The sequence below is a fragment of the Chryseobacterium sp. SIMBA_038 genome, from assembly GCF_046535115.1.
Classification (GTDB): Bacteria; Bacteroidota; Bacteroidia; order Flavobacteriales; family Weeksellaceae; genus Chryseobacterium.
The window spans coordinates 1-20208 of record NZ_JAWRXH010000010.1 but is presented as its reverse complement, the minus strand read 5'-3'; the positions used below and the strand labels follow the sequence as shown (position 1 = coordinate 20208).

Below are 20208 nucleotides of genomic sequence, written 5' to 3'. Positions count from 1 at the left end.
ACGTCCAAATTTATTCGAACGTCTGTAATAAGAAATTTGTAAATAAAAATTTAAATATGCTGTTTTATTTTTTCAAAATACTGAATAACACCAACCTCCGGTAAATACAACTGGCCATTAGAACTGTTCTCAAAATCATTCGTCTTATCCAGAAAAGAATTGCTGAATAAAGCATAAGAAGGCTGTTCCGCAAAGTTATTTTTAAGTAACTGATGGGCTTCTACTACTGTTGGTCCATACAATTTCTTGAAATTTCCGAGAGTATACTGCGAAAATTTCCCATAATTAACAATGAATTTTAATGAAAGATCAATCGAGGTATTCAAAACTTCGCTTAATTCTTTCACTTTTCTGTTAAAAGCATTCCTCATTTTATTAAGCAATTTTGAAACAGTTTGAAACGATGGTTTCGAATCATATTTATAAAATAAAATAGCATCACCCTCAATCTCAGAAATATCAAAATGTTGATCATTCACCTCCAACAAAGTGGAAAGTAGCTCTCTTACAATATATTGACCTGTATACAATTTTGTATTGAACACAAATTCTGTAAACCCATTGAAGTCCGGAATGAGTATAATTCCCTCGTGTATATTTGTATTTTTCATGATGATAATTTTTAAAAACCTTCTTCATCGTAATAGACGCAACAGATTTTATTTTACTTTATCATCATCTTAAAATTTTAATTAAATCTCAATCAACAATTCTTTATCGTAGCCATTGTATTTTTCATCAATATAACCATGAGGATTACAAATGATCTCCGTTTCTCCAATTTTATATCTGCAAGGTGTGTGAATATGTCCGTGAATCCAATACAAAGGCTGATGTTCTACAATAAAATCATCAAGATTTGAAGCATATGCTGAGGTTATCGGATCTTCTTTATACTGCTCGGGAACAGACTGAATACTTGGCGCATGATGAGTAACCACAATATTTTTCAACCCTTTTGAATTCTCAAGGCTTTCCTGTAACCATAATTTTGAAAACTGATGAATTTTAAACGTATCAATTGTTCTTAATTTTGAATAAGAAGGATCACGTGTTATCTTTTTATAATCGTTCATTTTGGGCTGACAGATCATCCCATAATGCATTGGATTTCCGAATATTGAAAAATCTGTCCATAATGTTGCACCGTGAAAACGAATTCCATCAATATCTACAAAAGAATCCTCAAGCACAAAGATATTGGAATCCTGAGCGGCAGCCTTTATTTTATTCAGCGTTTTTGGGTAAGAACCTTTATAATATTCATGATTTCCCAACACGTAAATTACAGGTTTGTTTGGAATTTTAGTTTTGATCCATTCAATTCCTTTTGTTCCCAAATTTACATCACCAGCGAGTACGACCAAATCAGCATTATCAAAAGATAGATCGGTGAATCCAAATTCCTGGTGCAAGTCGCTAATGATTTGTATTTTCATTTTGCTAAAATAAGAAAGAATCATAATTTTTGCTTCATTTATGTTCCAGATCATTCGAATTCCAACATTAATTTAAGTCTTTTTTAATATTTAAAATTCTTCAATTTATTCTAAAATTATTAAATTGAATCCACTTAAAATCTACAAATTATGCCTTGGAATCCTGACATTTATAATCAATTTAAAAATATTCGTTTCAAACCATTTTTTGATCTTGCTGATCTTATTAAAGATGAAAAAAACATGAAAGCGATTGATCTGGGTTGCGGAACAGGCGAACAGACCGCCATTCTTACAGAGAAATTTCCAAACGCAACATTTGTTGGAATTGATTCTTCAAGTGAAATGCTGGAAAAATCTAAAACTCTTGAAAACAACCGTCTTCATTTCCAAAAAGCGACCACCGAAGAAATTTTGAACCGTGATGAAAATTGGGATCTTATTTTCAGTAATGCCGCTTTGCAATGGTCTGACGATCATCAAACTTTGTTTCCGAAATTGATCTCAAAGTTGAAATCTGATGGTCAGTTAGCTATCCAAATGCCTTATCAGCCGGGAAATATTCTTAATCAAATTTTGTTTGAAATGGCTGATGAAGAACCTTTTAAATCACAATTAAACAATTGGAATCGCCCATCTGCAGTTCTTACAATCGATGAATACGCCCAGATTTTATTTGATAATGGAATTGAAGAGTTGAATATTTCACAAAAAGTTTATCCAATCATCGCGGAAGATTACGAGACCTTATTTAATTTTATTTCAGGATCGGCTTTGATCCCTTATTTGGAAAAATTGGATGAGGAGCAACAAAAATATTTTACAGCAGAATTTAAACAAAGAATTGCAAAGAATTTCCCGAAACTTCCTGCTATTTATTCTTTTAAGAGGGTTTTGATGTATGGGAGGAAGAATAAATACTAAATAACATCTAATAATAGCTACCCATATTGGAATGCATAAAAACAAATTTAATCTTACCATTATCTTCTAACCTATTCCGTATTTTTGTACACAACTAAACGAGTAAAAGCTTTATTAAAAAATATGAGCAATATATTTTCTGACAACAATCAAATTGGAGTGGTTTCTACTTTTTCTGAACTTATAAACACCAATTTCCAAGGGGAAATGAATGCAATTTGCTGGAATAGAAATTTGAATGGAGATTTTAAAGAAATTGTATCTCAACTTCACTTAAAAGAGAACATTACGGAAGTTTCCATTGAGGATCTTTTATCACTACAACTTTCAGAAAATGGAAATATCGCAAGAGAAATTATTTTAAATGATTTACAATTATTAACCGATTTTGGAGCATCACCTTCTCTTAATTTACTTAAAAATTATGAACGAGATGAGGAGCTTGATTTCATTTCAACAGATGTATATTCTTTTCATGTAGATCGTTCAACTATTGGTACTAATACTTTTTTATGTACTTATCACGGTGCTGCGAGCGATATTATATCCAATAATGAGGTTGAACAAAAAATTTTGATTCCAGAAATCCGCGAAAAGCTTAAAGAATTACATAATGGTTCGGAAGCAGAATTTGAAACCTTCTTAAAGGAATATTATTTTGATTTGCATTATCAACCTAAACCTAATGCAAAACCAATAAATCTGGGATTAGGACATCTCTGGAAATTAGCCGTAGATCATCCCGAACAGGAAGTTTTACCTTGTGTTCATAGGGCTCCAGTTGAGAATGATGGGGAGTATCGTCTGCTTTTGATATGTTAAAGGATTATTTATTAAACTTTTACAAATTGTAATTGAACAACTTTTTATTATTTAGCCTCCTGTTTCAAAAAATAAAAATCTTTTTTTAATAACAAAAAACGACAACTAAATAGTGTCGCTCAGTATAAGTTATGATTTGAATGCTAATTATTTTTCAAATATATATCCAGATTTTACTGCACCCCAAACCTGTTTTCCGTCTTTATCAAATCCCTGATCCCAAGAAAGAATTTGATCAGTTGAAACGAGAACTTTTGATGTAGCATAAGTAGCACCTCGAAGTTCACTTGCACAGGTTTTTATTCCGGTCTGACCAGAAAACTTGTTTTTTTCGATTCGCTTCAAAACAACTTCGCAACCATGTTTCGGATCAAGCTCATTTTCATAAAGTTTCTCAAATGCTAAGGGATCGTTCCATTTTCCTATCCAATCTTTTTCATTTCTTAAGGTATATATTTCACTTACAAATTCATTTTCATTACGTTGTGTAATTTTATAAATTCTAACCCTATAAGGCTTGTCCTGCTTATCTGTAAGTGCCTGTTCTACATATAAATAGTTGCCCCTATCTTCCCAAATTGGAATCATTTTTAATGAAATATTAAAATAAGTTGAATCTACGGTAGCTTGTTTTGCAGAAGAATAAGTACCCTGCATAGTTGATACCAATTCATTAAGATAGGCACTGTTTTTATTTTTTTTGATTTGGCCACTGCACGCAAAAGTTGCAAAAACTGCAAGAAAAAAAATGTTTTTTTTCATTTAATTGAATTAAAGGTTATTATTGTTTTTATTTAAAATAGGATTTGTTAATTGTATTTTTTTACTCATCCCAATTGTTTGGAGTGCAAATATAAAAAACATTTACAAAAGTCTATAGATTCAGTAGACTTTTATTTTATTAATTAAAAACTTATTGATTATCGATACTAGTTTGGATTGAAGTTTATAAAGTAATTCACTGATAATCCTTATTACAGAATAAGAAATACTGCAAATTTCACTTATGTTATTGTGTAGTAAATTTGTCCCACAGACTTTTTATAAATTGATATATTTAATAAACATGAAATAAAAATCCCCTTAAATATTATATTTAAAGGGATCTTTGTATTATTGGAGTTGCAATCTATATACTCTACTTTCCGATACAGAAAGTAAACAATCCTTTATTCATAATACTTAACAGAGTTCAAGGTGTACAAAAGTTGTACAGTTTTGAAATGCTGCAACATCTTTTTTTTCTACATTTTGCAAGAATATCGTCATCGCAAACACCGATAAACAGTAGATTTAGCTTTATTCCCGGAAAATTACAAAACATATTTGTACTACTTTTGTACACCTCCAAACCTGTAAATAACTGCAAATTAAAAAATTAACATTTCCCGATGGCAGCAAAGATAATTGATAGATTTTGCCAGTACAACTCAATTTCCACCTACTTTTAGAACGAAAATAAGTTTTGGAATCCACCAAAACTGCAAAAATTTTATATTACGTTTATTAAATGTCTGGTATGTTTTTTCTTAAAATCATGGATTTTTAAGAGATTAGGAATTTGTGGGTTTATAGCTGCGGAATCTGAATCAAGACTTTTTTTAGGTGATCATAATTTGACATTATGCTAAAAAGTTAAAAATTCCGTTAGTGCGAAATTCCAACATACTATTCTAACAAAACTTTAATCACTAGTAATGGTAGAGTATATTTATATTTTTTTTCAAGAGGATCATAGCTGATACAAAAAGTACTTTAACCACCCATCATGGCTTTAATTTAAATATCCGTATCTAGGTCAATATACAAATACGTTGCAGTATTAAAAATAAAATATTGGAATTATTTTTCCAATATAAATTTTATGCGTAAATTTGGGAATTAAAATTCCAATATAAATAATTATGGCAACATTAAAAGGAAAAACAGCCTTTGTGACCGGCGGGACACGGGGCATGGGTGAGGCAATCGTTAGACGCCTTGCAGCAGAAGGAGCTTCTGTTGCGTTTACGTACGTAAATTCTGATGAGAAAGCACAAGTGATTGTACAGAATATTCTTCAAAGCGGAGGGCAGGCATTGGCTATAAAGGCGGACGGGGCAGTGAAAGGCGCGGTAATGAACGCAATAACAACAGCAGCGGAAGCCTTTGGTAAAATTGATATTTTGGTAAACAACGCAGCAACATCAGTTGGAGGATCTTTAGAGACCGCGTCAGAACGAACTAATGATTATGACCGTATGATTGATGTGAATATTCGTTCCACCGCAGAGGCTGTCAGAACAGTACAACAATTTATGCCTGATGGCGGACGTATTATCAATATGGGTTCCGTTGGTGGACGTCGCATAGGAGGTCCAGGACTTAGCGATTATATCGCGACAAAAGCTGCCCTTTCTGCTTACACACGTGGACTTGCATGGGACTTAGCACCTCGAAAAATTACTGTAAATTCAGTAGAACCTGGAGCTATCGATACCGATATGATGCCACAAGATCCTACTATACGCGAGGCATACATTAATGCAATTCCCTTAAAAAGACTTGGAAAACCAGAAGAGATTGCCTCTATGGTCAATTTTCTGGCAAGCAATGAAGCTTCTTATATAACAGGCAGTGCATTTTCTGTCGACGGTGGAATTACCGCATAAGCAGATTAAAAAAAATCAATATGTAATGGCTTTCAATAAAATTACTTTTATTATAGAAATTTTATTGAAAGTCATTTATCGTTAGTATGTTTCTCAGGTTACATCGATCTATTTTCCCAACTATTATCACATCATATCACTAAGTAAAACTGCAAATTGATTTTGCATATATTTGCAGAAGAATTGAGGGCTAAGGAGGTAAATAATTTCTACGATGAGATTTTACCGCTATACAATCGTTTGAAATATGGGACGAAATAAAAATTTTATAGAAGAAGAGATACTGGATAAAGCAATTGTAGTTTTTCAGGAACGTGGCTTTACTGCTACATCACCAGAAGAACTGGTCAAACACCTTGGCTTAAGCAGATCAAGCCTTTACTCTACATTTGGGGATAAACGTGCGTTGCTGATACGTTCTCTTAATCGTTATCACGAACTTACAGGAGAAGCATTAAATAAGATTAAAATAGACAATATTGATCCTACACAGGGCATTGAACAAGTATTCGAACTGGCCATTCAGGGATGTTATCATCCAGGCAAACCCAATGGGTGCTTTCTAGTGAACTCAATTATTGAGTTTAGCCCGGAAGATAATGGTCCTTTGGAAATCGTCCAGGAAAGCTACCGAGAATGTCGTGATGCACTTGTGCATTTTATCGAAATAAGGAAAAATACTAGCCTTTCATTTAAAAATATTGATGTTGAGATAACTGCGGATTATCTTATCAATGCAATCTCTGGAATGGTTGTATCTGCTAAAGCTGGAATGGATGAAAAAGCATGCAGGTTGATGGTGAAAAAAACATTATCAAACCTTCTATAATAACCTTAACTCTTCTTAAAAGCCATTTGACTTTACGTACAACGGATATTCTTTTTTAGCCAATCTGCTTTTCTCTAGGTCAACAGTAATGCTTACGAACTTATTATTCTTAGAAGAAGTTGCTAAGAGCGAGCCGTTGATTGGAGCTGCTATCCAGCCTGTCCCACCCCATTGAAAACCTTCTGCTCCATTTCCTGACCTATTAGAACTAAGGCAATAAGATCCTGAAATTATTGCTGAAGTACTCCCGCAATTGAGCCACTGTTCAACACTTTCTTTCCCCGTAGCCCTAGGACATAATAGAAGGTCTATTCCTTGTTCTCCATATTTTCTTGCATTGTTTGTAAACCAGAGTTCTGTGCACAACAGAACTCCAATACAAAACCCATCAAGTAAAAAGGTATCAAACACAACAGGATCAGGTCTGTCAAAACAGCTCTCTTCCCAAAAATGCGGTTCTTCTGGGAAATAAGCCTTGGAATGTAACCGTTGATGCCCATCTCGCTTGGAATAAACATAAGCTGTATTGAGAAATTTATCACCAATATATTCCGGTGTTGAATACACAATATAATCTGCTTCCAGCTTTTCAAGCTCGTTCATCCAATCCCTGTGTCGCTCTATGCTTTCCATCTTCAATTCCTTTGAAATATTACGATCAGCAGCCAGCCACCTGTCGAAAGGCATTTCCGGCAACAGTAGTAATCTCGGCCGCTCAATAGCTATGTGTTTTTGCAAAGCACTCCAGTCTGTTAAAAATTCGTGACGATCTTCACTGAGTTCACAAATAGTTACCTTTATTTGGTCACATTTATTTTTTGCCATAAACATATTAATTAAGGTATCTAGTCTTTTAGGCTGATTACAATTTTCCCTTGCGCATTATCAAGCTCCATTTCCCTGTGTGCATCAGCAGTTTCTTCCAAGCGAAAAGTTTTAGATATGTATGACTTCAATTCTCCAGCAGCCAGGAGACCTGCTAATTTTTCCATATCCTCCCCACTACCATGAACTGTATTGTAATATGCGTTAACTTCCATTTCTTTCGCTAGTTCTTCCAATGGCGTCCCTGCAATGGGGGTATAAAGTGTAATTAGTCTTCCTCCAGGCTTTACTACAGTTAAGCTTCGTGCTATATGATCTCCACGCAAACCGTCAAGAACTACATCGACCGGAGTAATTATATCTTCAAAGCGCTGCGTAGTATAATCTATTACTTCATCAGCACCTAAACTTAGTACAAAATCACGTTTTCGCGCCGAAGCTATACCAATAACATATGCTCCGAAATGTTTGGCAATCTGCACAGCATAATGACCAACTCCGCCACCGGCTGGCGCTATAAGAACCCTGTCACCCGGTTTAATACCTGCTTTGCTAAGTGGTTGCCAAGCTGTTAAAGCAGCCATTGTTGCACCGGCAGCTTCCTCAAAACTGATATTTGCAGGTTTGATCGCCAGATCCGTTACTGGTGCTGTTGCAAATTCAGCATACCCTTTTCCATGCCCAGAATGGTTACGACCAGGGAAATTTATGGCACCAAATACTTCATCTCCAACTTTGAACTTATTAACACCCTCACCAACTGCTGCTATAATACCTGAAACATCCCATCCCATAATTCTTGGACGTTCATCACCAAAAATATAGTCTAGGCTCTCTTCCTTTCTGATATATGTATCTGAAGGATTAATGGCAACAGCTTTAACTTCTATTAGCACTTCACCCGTTTTTGCTACCGGAACCGGTACCTCAGCTAATACCAGATTTGATGCATCCCCATGGGCTTGTAAAATTATTGCTTTCATTTTTTTTTTAAAATTATATGAATGCAAATATACAATTTTTTGGAATAAAAATTCCAAAAAAAAAGATACAGATACAAATGAACATTAATTCTAAAATGAAAATAAAAAAAATGAGCAAACCTGTAAGGATTTTAGTGCAATACTATCACTTGTGGGAATATACTTTATTATCCAACTAATATTGAACAGGCAACTGTTTCTTTATTCTACATTTTTAGGTTGATTAGATACTAAATTTTGATACTCTCTTCCATTCGAAGCCTCAGTAACTCCATAAGCAAATTTGATCCTACCCTTACTCCTTTAGATTTTTATGCAGATTTTGTTTGCATATGCAAACAAAGGTATATATCTTTGCAACATACTAATTAGTATGTTTTATGACAAGAGCAGAAATTACGAGATCTAATATTTTAAAGAGTGCTTTGATTCTCACCTACAGGCAGGGGTATCAAGCAACAAGCATCGATGAGATCTTGGAAAAAACTCAAGTTACCAAAGGCGCTTTCTATTATCATTTTCGTAATAAAGAGGAAATGGGTATAGCACTTATCAGTGAAGCCTTAAACAATGAGATATTACCTTTCATAGAAAAATCGCTTTCCAAAGGAATGGACTTTAAGAAAAACATGTATCAGATGATGCATAGTTTACTATTGGAACATCCATTCATGAATGCCGCAAATGGATGTCCGACCGTTAATCTAATTCAGGAAATGGCACCTCTGTCGGATGCATTTCGCAATGCTTTGCTAAAGTCATTAAACAAATGGCGAAAGGCAATTGAAGACGAGATAATAAGAAGTCAAACGGCCGGTCAGCTGCGTTTGGATCATGATGCAAAAAAGATTGCAATTCATATTCTGACTCAATATCATGGCGTAAGAAATATGGGAAAGATATTGGGAAAGAAGTACTATTATACATTTCTCAAAGAGTTTAAAATTTATATAAATTCACTAGACTAAATTTATAATTTTGCACAGAATTTCTTCATGCCTAAACATCTTCTTAGATCAAATAATTAATACTCCAACATAAAGCTATTTTTTTTGCAATTAAAACATACCAATTAGTATGTTAAATTAGAATTAAAATTTAAAACATACCAGATAGTACTTTTAATTTTTGCAAAGCAATCGTTTTTGAGATTACTGTCCAATTCAAAATAGTGGTTATCAATATGGCATTCAAACAACAACAGAAAAAATTAAATATAACTCAAAAATAACAATTAAAAATGTCGATTATGAATCATAGATCAGCTTTCAATTGTCAAAAATTTATACAATTTCAAATATTCTAATAAATAATTTCATGAAAAAAACTGTAATATATGGCTTGTTCGCCTACGCTGTATTAATAGGCTGTAAATCCGGTGATGACAAAACAGAGTCAGCAAATATACCCTCGGTTCCGGTCGCAACCGTTAATCCTGGCAATGCAATGGTCTATCTGGAATATCCTGCCAAAATGGAGGGACAAACTGACGTTGAATTACGAGCTCAAGTGTCAGGAATTCTCGAAAAAATCTATATCACGGAGGGATCTTACGTAAAAAAAGGGACACGTCTGTTTCAAATTGATCACAGACCTTTCACAGAAGATTCCAATTTTGCTGAAGGCGAGTTGCTTGTTGCAAAGGCAGATCTCATGACGGCAAAGTTGGAAGTTGATAAACTTACACCTTTAGTTCAGAACAAAGTTGTTTCACCCTATCAGTTAAAGACTGCTCAAACCTCCTATCAGGCATCAATGGCAAGACTCAAACAGGCAAAAGCCAAAGCAGGCAACGCCAAAATAACATTGGGTTTCGCTACCGTCAAAGCTCCGGTTAGCGGTTTCGTCGGAAGATTGTTTAAGAAAACCGGCAGTATCATCTCCCCTTCTGATGTTCAGCCCCTGTCCTACTTATCTGATAACAGGGAGATTCACGCCTATTTTTCCATATCTGAATCAGATTTTGTGACCTTTAAGGAAGGGCTCCAAGGGGCATCAATTGCAGAGAAAATAAAAAATGCTCCTGCTGTCAGTATCATTCTTTCAGGAGGACAAGTATATCCTCAGGCTGGCAAACTGGACATGGTCGATGCTGTTTTTGACAAAACGACGGGAGCAATAACCTTACGTGCAACATTCCCGAATGAGCAAGGCTTACTGCGTTCCGGAAATTCAGGTCGAATAAAATTGGGCCTGCAGCAATCGAACGTTATCGGAATTCCACAGTCCGCGACTTTTGAAATGCAGGATAAACTATTCGCTTTTGTGGTCGATAGAAATAACAAAGTCCGACAAGTAGCCTTAACCATATCAGGAACGTCGGACACAACCTACTATATATCTGAAGGACTAAAAGCAGGTGATCAACTCGTGTTAAAAGGGATGGAGTCTCTAAAAGAAGGCATTGTGGTGAAACCTGAAAAGTCAACAGAAAAAATAGCTAAAATAAATATCAACTAAAGATTATGTTAAAAGTTTTTATAGACAAACCGGTTATTGCAACAGTAGTTTCCATTATGCTGGTCATTTTGGGAGCCGTAGGTCTCATGGATCTTCCCATTCAACAATTTCCGGACATTGCACCTCCTGTCGTTCAGGTTTCTGCAAACTATCCCGGCGCCAATGCCGAAACAATGGTTCGTGCCGTTGCACCCGCTCTCGAAGAATCAATCAATGGGGTTGAAAACATGACTTACATGAGTTCGACATCGAGCAATGACGGAACACTCACCATATCGGTCTATTTTAAATTAGGTACAGACCCCGATCAGGCTGCGGTGAATGTTCAAAATCGTGTTTCATCTGCAACGGGATTGTTGCCGACCGAAGTGGTTCAGGCAGGTATAACCACGCAAAAAGTTCAAAACTCACTGGTCATGGCAATCAATCTAATGAGTGAAAATCCAAAACTATATGATGCAACATATTTAACAAATTATGCTCAAATAAACGTAATACCTGAGCTGAAGCGTATACAAGGAGTTGGGCAGGTAAGATTTTTAGGAAGCAATAAAGATTACTCCATGCGTATTTGGCTAAATCCGGCACAGATGACCGCATATAGTATTACTCCTAACGAGGTCATGGCAGCTGTCAAAAGTAAGAACCAAGAGGCGGCACCCGGAAGATTAGGACAATCAAGTAACCGATCTTTTGAGTATGTTCTTAAGTATTCAGGAAAATATACCAAACCTGAAGAATATGGAAACATGATCATTAGATCTAACTCAGATGGAACTATCTTGAAATTGAGAGATGTTGCCAAAGTTGAATTGGGAAGTTATACTTACAATTCTTTGAACACAGTACATGACAAACAAAGTATTTTGTTTGAGGTAGTTCAACTGCCGGGGTCAAATTCAAGGGAAATACAAACCAAAGTAGGTGAATATCTAAAAAAAGCTGAGAAAGATTTCCCTCCCGGAATCAAGCAGCAAATTCTGTACAACACCAAAGATATGTTGGATCAATCCATTGAACAGGTTCAACAAACTTTACTGGAAGCCTTCATCCTTGTATTTATTGTTGTTTATATATTCTTACAGGATTTCAGATCCACATTGATTCCCGCCATTGCTGTACCCGTAGCAATTATCGGAACATTCTTTTTCATGTCGATTTTCGGATTTTCAATAAATCTTCTAACCTTATTTGCACTTGTTCTTGCTATCGGAATCGTGGTGGATGATGCAATCGTTGTGGTGGAAGCTGTTCATTCAAAATTGGAACATAAAAACATCACACCGAGAAAAGCTACCATGTCCGCTATGCACGAAATAACCGGCGCAATCATCTCCATTACTCTGGTAATGGCTGCGGTTTTTCTACCTGTTGGATTTATGAACGGTTCAGCCGGGGTCTTTTATCGCCAATTTGCCTTTACTCTGGCAATCGCTATTTCTATTTCGGCTGTAAATGCATTGACCTTGAGTCCCGCTTTGTGCGCTTTGCTTTTGAAAGATGTGAATCATGACCACCACGAAAAGCCAAAAAATTTCAAACAAAGATTTTTCTTCGCATTTAACAAAGGTTTTGAAAACGTAACCTCAAGATATGTTGGGAGCGTAAAGAAAATGATAAAATTTAAATGGATAAGCCTCGGAGCACTTGTGGCAATCATGCTTGTAACAGGAATATTAATACGAAAAACTCCCACAGGATTTATTCCTTCCGAGGATTTGGGCTTTATTGCCATCTCAGTTAATCTTCCTCCAGGTTCATCGATGAAGAGAACGCAGGCAATTCTTGATGAAGCTGCTGACAAAGTTAGAGATATGCCGGCAAAGTTCGCTTTCAATCAGGTAGCGGGATTTAACATATTGACAAGTTCTACAAGTCCATCTTCGGGTGTTGCATTTTTCAGGATGAAGAAAGACGGAGAACGCGGTGATATGAACGACGTATCCGCAAATATTGCAGAACTTCAGAAACGTATGAATACGATAAAAGGTGCGCAATGTTTTGTCTTTTCATTCCCGACAGTACCGGGATTCAGTAATGTAGATGCACTGGATATAGTTCTTGAAGATAAGGCAGGCGGAAAACTTGATAAATTTGGAGGTATTGCAAATCGTTTTATTGCAGAACTGATGAAAAGACCTGAAATCGCAGTGGCTTTTACGACATTTCGTGCGGATTACCCACAGTTTGAGATGATATTGGATCATGAAAAAATCGAACAGCTCGGTATTGATGAAAAAGATGTCTTAAGCAGTATGCAGGCATATTTTGGAAGTGCTCAGGTATCGGATTTCAACCGGTTCGGTAAATATTATCGGGTGATGATTCAGGCGGAAAAAGAAGAACGCGCCGATCTTGCTTCAATGAATGAAATTTATGTCAAAAACAAAACAGGAAGCATGGTACCCGTTAACACTATAGTAAGTCTGAAAAGGGTATTTGGTCCTGAAGTCATAACCAGATACAATCTTTACAACTCCATCGGAGTTAATGCGGTACCCAAACCGGGTTACAGTACAGGCGATGCAATTCAGGCTATTCGCGAAGTTGCGGAAAAAGAATTGCCTGCAGGTTATTCATTTGAATTTTCAGGAATGACAAGGGAGGAAATTTTATCCGGTGGACAATCTGTATTAATATTTATACTGTCCCTTCTGTTTGTATATTTCCTGTTATGTGCTCAATACAACAGTTACATCCTTCCTTTGGCCGTCGTTCTTTCAGTACCTACGGGTATTATCGGAGTATTCGTGGCAATACGTCTGGCCGGGATCGATAACAATATTTACATTCAGGTTGCTTTGATCATGTTGATCGGATTACTCGCTAAAAACGCAATTTTGATCGTGGAATTTGCATCTCAACGAAGAAATGCCGGACACTCACTGGTAGAATCCGCACTGGAAGCTGCCAAACTGAGAATACGTCCAATTATTATGACGTCGATTGCATTTGTTGCCGGTATTGCGCCAATGATGAGAGCAACAGGACCATCTGCAATGGGCAATCACTCCATCAGTATTGGTGCGGCCGGAGGAATGATCGGCGGCGTTGTTCTGGGACTGTTTTTTATACCTGTTTTGTTTATCGTGTTTCAGGCGCTGCATGAGAAAGTATCAGGAAAACCAGCTAATACTACTCCGGAACCTGTTTTACAATAACAGATAGAACCTTTTAACAAAATTCATCATTAAGAAATGAAAAAATACTTTAAAATAACTGTCACAGCAAATATCCTTTTCATCATTATCGGTTGTACAGTCTCCAAAGACTTGAAGACACCTGCACCCGAACTGCCTTCGACATTTCGTAATGCGGTAATTGAGGATACGATGTCGATCGCTTCTCTTCCGTGGAAAGAATTTTACAGAGATACTATGCTTCAGAAGTTGATTGACAGTTCCATTGTCAGGAATTTTGATATGCAAATCGCACTGAAAAATGTCGAAGAATCCCGGTTAAGATTGAAACAGTCGCAATGGAACAATGTACCGATTGTAGGACTAAATATTGCTTCTTCAACAAACAATCCTTCGAACAACAGCCTGAATGGAATGTCAACTTCGCAGTTTCTTGGAACCAATCATCTGGAAGATTATACAACAAGTATAAGTTTGTCTTGGGAAGCAGATATTTGGGGCAAGATCCGCAGCAAAAACAAGATTGCTCTTGCTTCTTATTTATTAACCAATGAAGCACGCAAAGCAATACAGACTGAATTGATTGCAAATGTAACTCAAGGCTATTATAATTTGATAATGCTTGACGAACAATTGAAAATCGCACAAAGAAACATCGCATTGAATGAGAGTACTGTAAGGATGATGACAATACAATATGAATCAGGTCAGGTTACTTCACTTGCGGTCGAACAGGCTGAGGCACAGCTTCTGGCAACACAAAAATTAATTCCGGAATTGGAACAGGCAACCATTCAACAGGAAAATGCACTGCGTGTTTTGAGCGGTGATCTGCCCTCAAGCATTAACCGTAGCTTTTTGTCGGAACAAGTAATACTTCCGGAAACAATTTCCGCAGGACTGCCTTCGACATTACTGAGACTGAGACCCGATATCAAGAGAAAGGAATTCGAACTGGCATTGTCAAATGCCAAAGTAGGTGTAAGCAAAGCTGACATGTACCCATCATTAAGAATCACAGCAAGCGGAGGAGTAAATTCACTCAAGGCGAGCGACTGGTTCAATATTCCTTCGGCGCTTTTCGGTATCGTCGGTGCAAGCGTTGTACAACCTCTCTTGCAACACAAAGAATTGAGCACTCAATATAAAGTTGATTTGGTCGAGCGTGAAAAGTCAGTATTGAAATTCAGGCAATCTGTAGTGAATGCCGTAGGTGAAGTTTCAGATGCACTGGTAAAAATTGAAAAATTAAAGACACAGGAAACATTAGCCGAAAAAAGAGTAAATAAACTCAAACAATCAACAACGAGAGCAAATGATTTGTTTACCAATGGGATGGCCACATATCTTGAAGTTATTATTGCACAAGGCAATGTGCTGCAAAGCGAACTGGAATTGGCTTTGATACGAAGATCGGAACTTATCGCAATATCCGAACTCTACAGGAGTTTGGGAGGCGGTGTCAATTGAATTTCACAACAGATATCTAATCAGTGCTCAGCAGTACCGTATTAGTTATGCTACTGCTCAAAAATACATACATTCATTTTCAAAAATCGTCATTTAGATTATCTAAGTGGCGATTTGCTTTATTTGTATACTGCTATAATCCGATCTTGCTTTTATCTGAAAGCAGGAAAGTCCGGTTACCTTCTAACGTATGGATTAATTTCATTCAGGGCCGATATCTTGTTGAAGTCCAGTTATAAAAAATTATTTTCAAAACTCTTATAATAATCAAGTATTTTTTTATCGTTTACGAAGATTCGTCGTTCTTAGAATTCCGTAGACAACCGAACTTAAAAAGTTGTTCAAACAGGAACTTTATTTTAAAGTCAGTTCTATTAATTCAAAAAAAACACTCAAATTAAAAAAAACCAGTAATTTAACACTTTATAAAAACTAAATAAACCATGGAAAATTCTATTACTGCATTCGAAGTATCCGGACAAAACAGTGATGCTCTCTTTTCGTTGAAAGCCTATCGTGGCGAAGGTATGATACTTTTAGCCATGAATTGGAAAGATGACGATCTACCTGTAAATTTTGTAGGCTTTGCAATTGAATACAAAGAACCTGAGGGCACGATATTTTATCCTCTTAAAAACCGTCTGGCATTTACCAATGATACTGACGAATTAAATTCCGAAATACTCTCCACGAGACTTTCACCAATCCAAAAATTCCGCTGGGTTCACTTCCCCAGAAATGCAGATATCAAGGGAGAGTACCTTTATCGTGTCATACCTGTTTTTATGAGCGATTCGGGTGTTTTAAGTTATGGAGAGTATCAAGAGATAGCCATGCAATTGTTCCATCAAACATATCCAGGGAAGTTGAATATATGTTTTACAAGAGGCTTTGTTTCTTCACAAGCGTTTGTCAACCATTACGAATCGTATGGTGAAATAAAAACTTTGTTACCTTCAAAAGCAAAAGAGGGATTGAACTTTACAAGCAGTCATCCAAAATCAAAAGAAGCTTTGGGGTGGATGGGTTTCGAAGCCCGGAAGGAGATTATGAAAATACTTGAAAACGCTGTTGACGATCCGCACGCAAAAGTATATATGGTTGCCTATGATCTTAACCTTCCTGATATGGTTTCGCTGCTTGAGCAACTTCAGGATCGCCTTATTATTATTATTATTATTATTATTATTATTATTATTATTATTATTATTGATGAGGATGGCACCCACGGTGAGGATGGTTCGGCAGAAAATGCAGCGGAACATCGTTTAGCAGCAACTGCGGGAAGGGATCATGTCAGAAGGCAGATTATGGGAAAGCTCCAGCATAACAAAATAATAATTGTTGACAGCCCAACCCAGAAAACTGTTTTGTGTGGTTCTACAAATTACTCTTGGAGGGGCTTCTTCGTACAAGGAAACAATGCAATTATTATGCATGGTACAAAACCTGTCAAACTTTTCCTGGAAGCCTTCAATAACTACTGGTCCAATAAAAATAATACAGCTGCATTTGGTTCGACAAGTTCTTCAGGCTGGAATGATCTGGGACTGGATGGAATTGATGCCTCAGTAACTTTCTCTCCTCACATTGCTGAAAATGCACAACTCGATAAGATAGGAGAAGATATAGCTAACACCGAATCCAATCTTTTCTATTCCCTGGCATTTCTGGCACAGACCGGCGGACCTGTAAGAGAGGCATTGACAAAAGCAACATTCCACCCCGAAATATTTGTTTATGGTATGGCTGACAAAGAAATTGGCGGGTTTGAGCTGCTGAAACCCGATGGCAATTTTGCGCCCGTCAGCGCCGAATCACTAAGCGACTATATACCGGAACCATTTAAATCAGAACCGGTTGGTGGTAGCGGTACCCGTCTTCACCACAAATTTATTGTCATTGATTTCGATAAGCCCGGAGCGCGCGTCTACATGGGCTCTTATAATTTCTCTAAAGCTGCAGATTTATCAAATGGCGAGAATTTACTTTTAATAAGGGATCGTCGTATAGCTGTTGCTTATATGATTGAGGCACTTCGCATTTTTGATCACTATCATTTTAGAATTGCGAGGAAGAAAGCGAAAGACGAAGGAAAAAAACTGATTCTTGCAAAACCACCAAAAAATCATCTTGATCATCCTTGGTGGAAAGAGTATTATACAGATCCCAGAAAAATAAGAGATCGCAAACTATTTTCATCCTAAGTTTCTCCGGTAGAAATCATATTTAGAAAGAACCGGAAATACATAAATTAAAAGTATTCGTACTAATACAGGATTCAATTCTAAAATCAAGCATTATTAGTTTTTCATTCTTTTGAGTTTTTTCGCCATATTTTACTCCAAAAATTTAGTCTGTTAATTATTTTTGAAGATCTCTTAAAAATATTATACATACTGTTTGTTTACAAAAAAATGGCCTGTTCTAATGAACAGGCCAAACTAAAAACTAAATTAACACTCATTAAAATTTATTTTGCATAAGATAGATGATAGACCTTCGAAATTATCTTCCATTGGCCATCAATCTTCATCAGAGAGAGATAGTCAGTGGAGTTTTCATTAGGTGCTGTCGACTTCAATTCGGCAAGAACAAATGCTGTATTAGAAGTCTGATGCAGAACTTTGTTTTTCGCTGTAACGTTCGATAAGGCACCCGCCTTTTCAATGATATCGTAAAGGTGTTGCACGCTTCCTTCCGTAATTTTATTATCTCTCGAATATCCGTGCATGATTGCATCTTTATGAAAACTTTTTTTCAAAAGATCGACACGACCTTGACGAAGTCCTTCTATGTAGGTATCTATAACTGCAAGAATAGCTTTTGTATCATCCATCTTTTCCATTTTTTTTGACCTATTTTCTTTTTCGTTACTATTTCCCCCTGAACCGTAATTCACTTTTGCTGTCGCTACTGTGGAAAACATAAGTCCGACGGCTACTAATAATTTAATCATATTATCTAATTTTTATTATTAACAAATTAACGCCGGTTTTTGAATTATTTTTTTTCTATACAGACCATCTTTTTGTACTATTCAGGTCAATTTGCAAGGAAATTATAAAATTGCTCTCTGCCTGAAGTTAGTGGGTGGTGAACCATGGTAATCTTTATATATTCGCGAAAAGTGGGAAACATTCTCAAACCCTAATGAATAGCAGATCTCATTTACCGACAGATTTGTTGACTCAAGCATTTCTTTCGCTTTGTTGAGTCTTGTTTTTCTTATCCATGTGGCAGGAGCCATATTGAATACTTTTTGAAAATCTCTCTTAAAACTGGAAAGACTTCGGCCTGACAAATAAGCAAGTTCTTCCAGACTTGCAGGAGAAGCATAATTTTGTTCAATGACTTCTCGCAAATTTTCACGCACCGGATTTTGCAAATGAAGGATCTGACCGAACATATTCTCACTGCATACAGCGGTGTCATATAGCATCTCCATCATTTTACGACGCAGCTGACTAGGAGCAACCTTATCAGCGTCTTTAAAGTATGGTTGCAGAGAACCTGTGAAAGCAATCAGGCACTCATTGACGGGTTCTACAGAGGATTTTCTTGTGTCGTATCGTTTGGATATATTCAATTCGGTACTGGTCAAAAATGACTTCACCAATTCCTCTTTTATAGTAAACATCATGCAGTCGAAGATCTCACGATCTTCCTGACCGATGTACTTTTCGTAATAAACAAAAGTTGCCTTTTTCAACAAAATCATTTCATTCTTGTTGACATTGAATATCTCATTCCCATAAATTATCTTGGCACTTCCCTCCAGGATAAAAATAAGTAAGTGATCTTGAAGATACATTGCGCCCTGATTATCTTCGAAATCGACAATATGTTGAATTACAGGTACACCATCCAAAGAAAGTGACGCATATGAATCTTTTTTTGAGTTTCCGGAAAAATTATTTTTGATTTTCATTTGAATCAGAACTGTAGTCAATACTGTTGAAAATTTTTAATTCTTGTCTGTAAACGGAAGAAGTGGTTATAGTAACCTTGAAGAAATGGCGCCTTATAAAACTGAGATAACCCAGAGCTCCAACAGATTCAGGAGAATAATTCAGTTTCTGCAAATAATCTAGCAATGACGACCGTAATTTCTTTTAAAAGTTGAAAGCCGCCGGATAAATATCGAGTTCTTATTTATTCTTAATACTTTTCTGCAAATCACTCCACGCACCGCCGTTGTAAACTTTTTTGAAACCTTTTTCCTTTAATATCGATTCGGCTTTTACACTGCGCAGTCCATGAGAGCAAACGGTAATATAGGTTTTTGTAGGATCGAGTTCAGTATATCGTTCCCTGATTGTTCCCAAGGAAATATTCTGAGAGTCCGGGATATGTCCGGTGGCAAACTCCTTCTCGGTTCGTACGTCAAGTATAATGGCACCTTTTTCAATTAACGTACCGAGTCCATCGTCCAAAGTTTGATATTTGTAAACTCTGTAAATGACATAAATGAATATAATTACTCCTATACAGATAAAAATGTTTTTCATAGTTTGCTCAGTATTTTTTTGTCAACGTAAAATGTGCCGAAAGGAATAATGCAGGCCAGTAAAACTTTCCATGTAGTTGTAAATCGTCAGCAAAAAGTGGACATTTGATATTAGAAATTTAAGGAGTGTTTTCATAAAAAGAGTAATTTTAATT

At 36.3% G+C, this 20208-nt stretch carries 17 protein-coding genes; 9 read left to right on the top strand and 8 right to left on the bottom strand.

Features of this window, described 5'->3' with window-relative positions; genetic code table 11:
- Positions 1-50: 50 nt before the first annotated feature.
- A complete protein-coding gene (locus SB689_RS20565) occupies positions 51-611 on the bottom strand; it encodes a DUF2652 domain-containing protein (RefSeq protein ID WP_410693957.1) in 561 nt (186 codons plus the stop codon).
- A gap of 81 nt (positions 612-692) precedes the next feature.
- Complete coding sequence (locus SB689_RS20560; RefSeq protein WP_410693956.1) at positions 693-1439, bottom strand: metallophosphoesterase; 747 nt, start codon at positions 1437-1439, stop codon at positions 693-695.
- A 150-nt stretch (positions 1440-1589) separates the two neighbouring features.
- Between SB689_RS20560 and SB689_RS20555 the strand changes: the two genes are divergently transcribed.
- A complete protein-coding gene (locus SB689_RS20555) occupies positions 1590-2363 on the top strand; it encodes a methyltransferase domain-containing protein (RefSeq protein WP_410693955.1) in 774 nt (257 codons plus the stop codon).
- Between the two features lie 123 nt (positions 2364-2486).
- The gene (locus tag SB689_RS20550) at positions 2487-3185 is read left to right on the top strand and encodes a DUF1826 domain-containing protein (protein WP_410693954.1); all 699 of its coding nucleotides are present in this window, start codon (positions 2487-2489) and stop codon (positions 3183-3185) included.
- A gap of 147 nt (positions 3186-3332) precedes the next feature.
- On the opposite strand, the gene SB689_RS20545 is transcribed toward SB689_RS20550, so the two are convergent.
- Positions 3333-3947: a chromophore lyase CpcT/CpeT gene (locus SB689_RS20545; RefSeq protein WP_410693953.1), complete on the bottom strand. Its 615-nt coding sequence runs from the start codon at positions 3945-3947 to the stop codon at positions 3333-3335.
- A 1142-nt stretch (positions 3948-5089) separates the two neighbouring features.
- On the opposite strand from SB689_RS20545, the gene SB689_RS20540 reads away from it, so the two are divergent.
- A complete protein-coding gene (locus SB689_RS20540; RefSeq protein ID WP_410693952.1) occupies positions 5090-5836 on the top strand; it encodes an SDR family NAD(P)-dependent oxidoreductase in 747 nt (248 codons plus the stop codon).
- A gap of 247 nt (positions 5837-6083) precedes the next feature.
- Positions 6084-6665: a TetR/AcrR family transcriptional regulator gene (locus SB689_RS20535; RefSeq protein WP_410693951.1), complete on the top strand. Its 582-nt coding sequence runs from the start codon at positions 6084-6086 to the stop codon at positions 6663-6665.
- A gap of 15 nt (positions 6666-6680) precedes the next feature.
- Here SB689_RS20535 and SB689_RS20530 read toward each other — a convergent pair whose 3' ends face one another.
- Both SB689_RS20530 and SB689_RS20525 read right to left on the bottom strand, forming a co-directional pair.
- A complete protein-coding gene (locus tag SB689_RS20530; RefSeq protein ID WP_410693950.1) occupies positions 6681-7403 on the bottom strand; it encodes a carbon-nitrogen hydrolase family protein in 723 nt (240 codons plus the stop codon).
- Positions 7404-7510: 107 nt separating this feature from the next.
- Positions 7511-8530 (bottom strand): NADP-dependent oxidoreductase, encoded by a 1020-nt coding sequence (locus tag SB689_RS20525; protein WP_410693949.1) that lies wholly within the window; start codon positions 8528-8530, stop codon positions 7511-7513.
- Positions 8531-8853: 323 nt separating this feature from the next.
- Here SB689_RS20525 and SB689_RS20520 point away from each other — a divergent pair, with 323 nt between their 5' ends.
- The 5 genes from SB689_RS20520 to SB689_RS20500 all read left to right on the top strand — a co-directional run bounded on the left by SB689_RS20520 (position 8854) and on the right by SB689_RS20500 (position 17750).
- A complete protein-coding gene (locus tag SB689_RS20520) occupies positions 8854-9441 on the top strand; it encodes a TetR/AcrR family transcriptional regulator (protein WP_410693948.1) in 588 nt (195 codons plus the stop codon).
- A gap of 349 nt (positions 9442-9790) precedes the next feature.
- A complete protein-coding gene (locus tag SB689_RS20515) occupies positions 9791-10933 on the top strand; it encodes an efflux RND transporter periplasmic adaptor subunit (RefSeq protein ID WP_410693947.1) in 1143 nt (380 codons plus the stop codon).
- Between the two features lie 5 nt (positions 10934-10938).
- Positions 10939-14094 carry an efflux RND transporter permease subunit gene (locus SB689_RS20510; RefSeq protein WP_410693946.1) on the top strand — a complete coding sequence of 1052 codons (3156 nt, stop codon included), beginning with the start codon at positions 10939-10941 and terminating at the stop codon, positions 14092-14094.
- 36 nt (positions 14095-14130) lie between these two features.
- A complete protein-coding gene (locus SB689_RS20505) occupies positions 14131-15543 on the top strand; it encodes a TolC family protein (RefSeq protein WP_410693945.1) in 1413 nt (470 codons plus the stop codon).
- A gap of 443 nt (positions 15544-15986) precedes the next feature.
- Positions 15987-17750, top strand: coding sequence for a phospholipase D-like domain-containing protein (locus tag SB689_RS20500; protein ID WP_410693944.1), 1764 nt, complete (start codon positions 15987-15989; stop codon positions 17748-17750).
- 266 nt (positions 17751-18016) lie between these two features.
- Here SB689_RS20500 and SB689_RS20495 read toward each other — a convergent pair whose 3' ends face one another.
- The 3 genes from SB689_RS20495 to SB689_RS20485 form a co-directional block, all read right to left on the bottom strand.
- A complete protein-coding gene (locus SB689_RS20495; RefSeq protein WP_410693943.1) occupies positions 18017-18472 on the bottom strand; it encodes a nuclear transport factor 2 family protein in 456 nt (151 codons plus the stop codon).
- A 132-nt stretch (positions 18473-18604) separates the two neighbouring features.
- Complete coding sequence (locus SB689_RS20490; protein ID WP_410693942.1) at positions 18605-19495, bottom strand: AraC family transcriptional regulator; 891 nt, start codon at positions 19493-19495, stop codon at positions 18605-18607.
- 199 nt (positions 19496-19694) lie between these two features.
- On the bottom strand, positions 19695-20054 hold the full coding sequence (locus SB689_RS20485) for a rhodanese-like domain-containing protein (RefSeq protein WP_410693941.1): 360 nt from the start codon (positions 20052-20054) through the stop codon (positions 19695-19697).
- Positions 20055-20208: the final 154 nt, after the last annotated feature.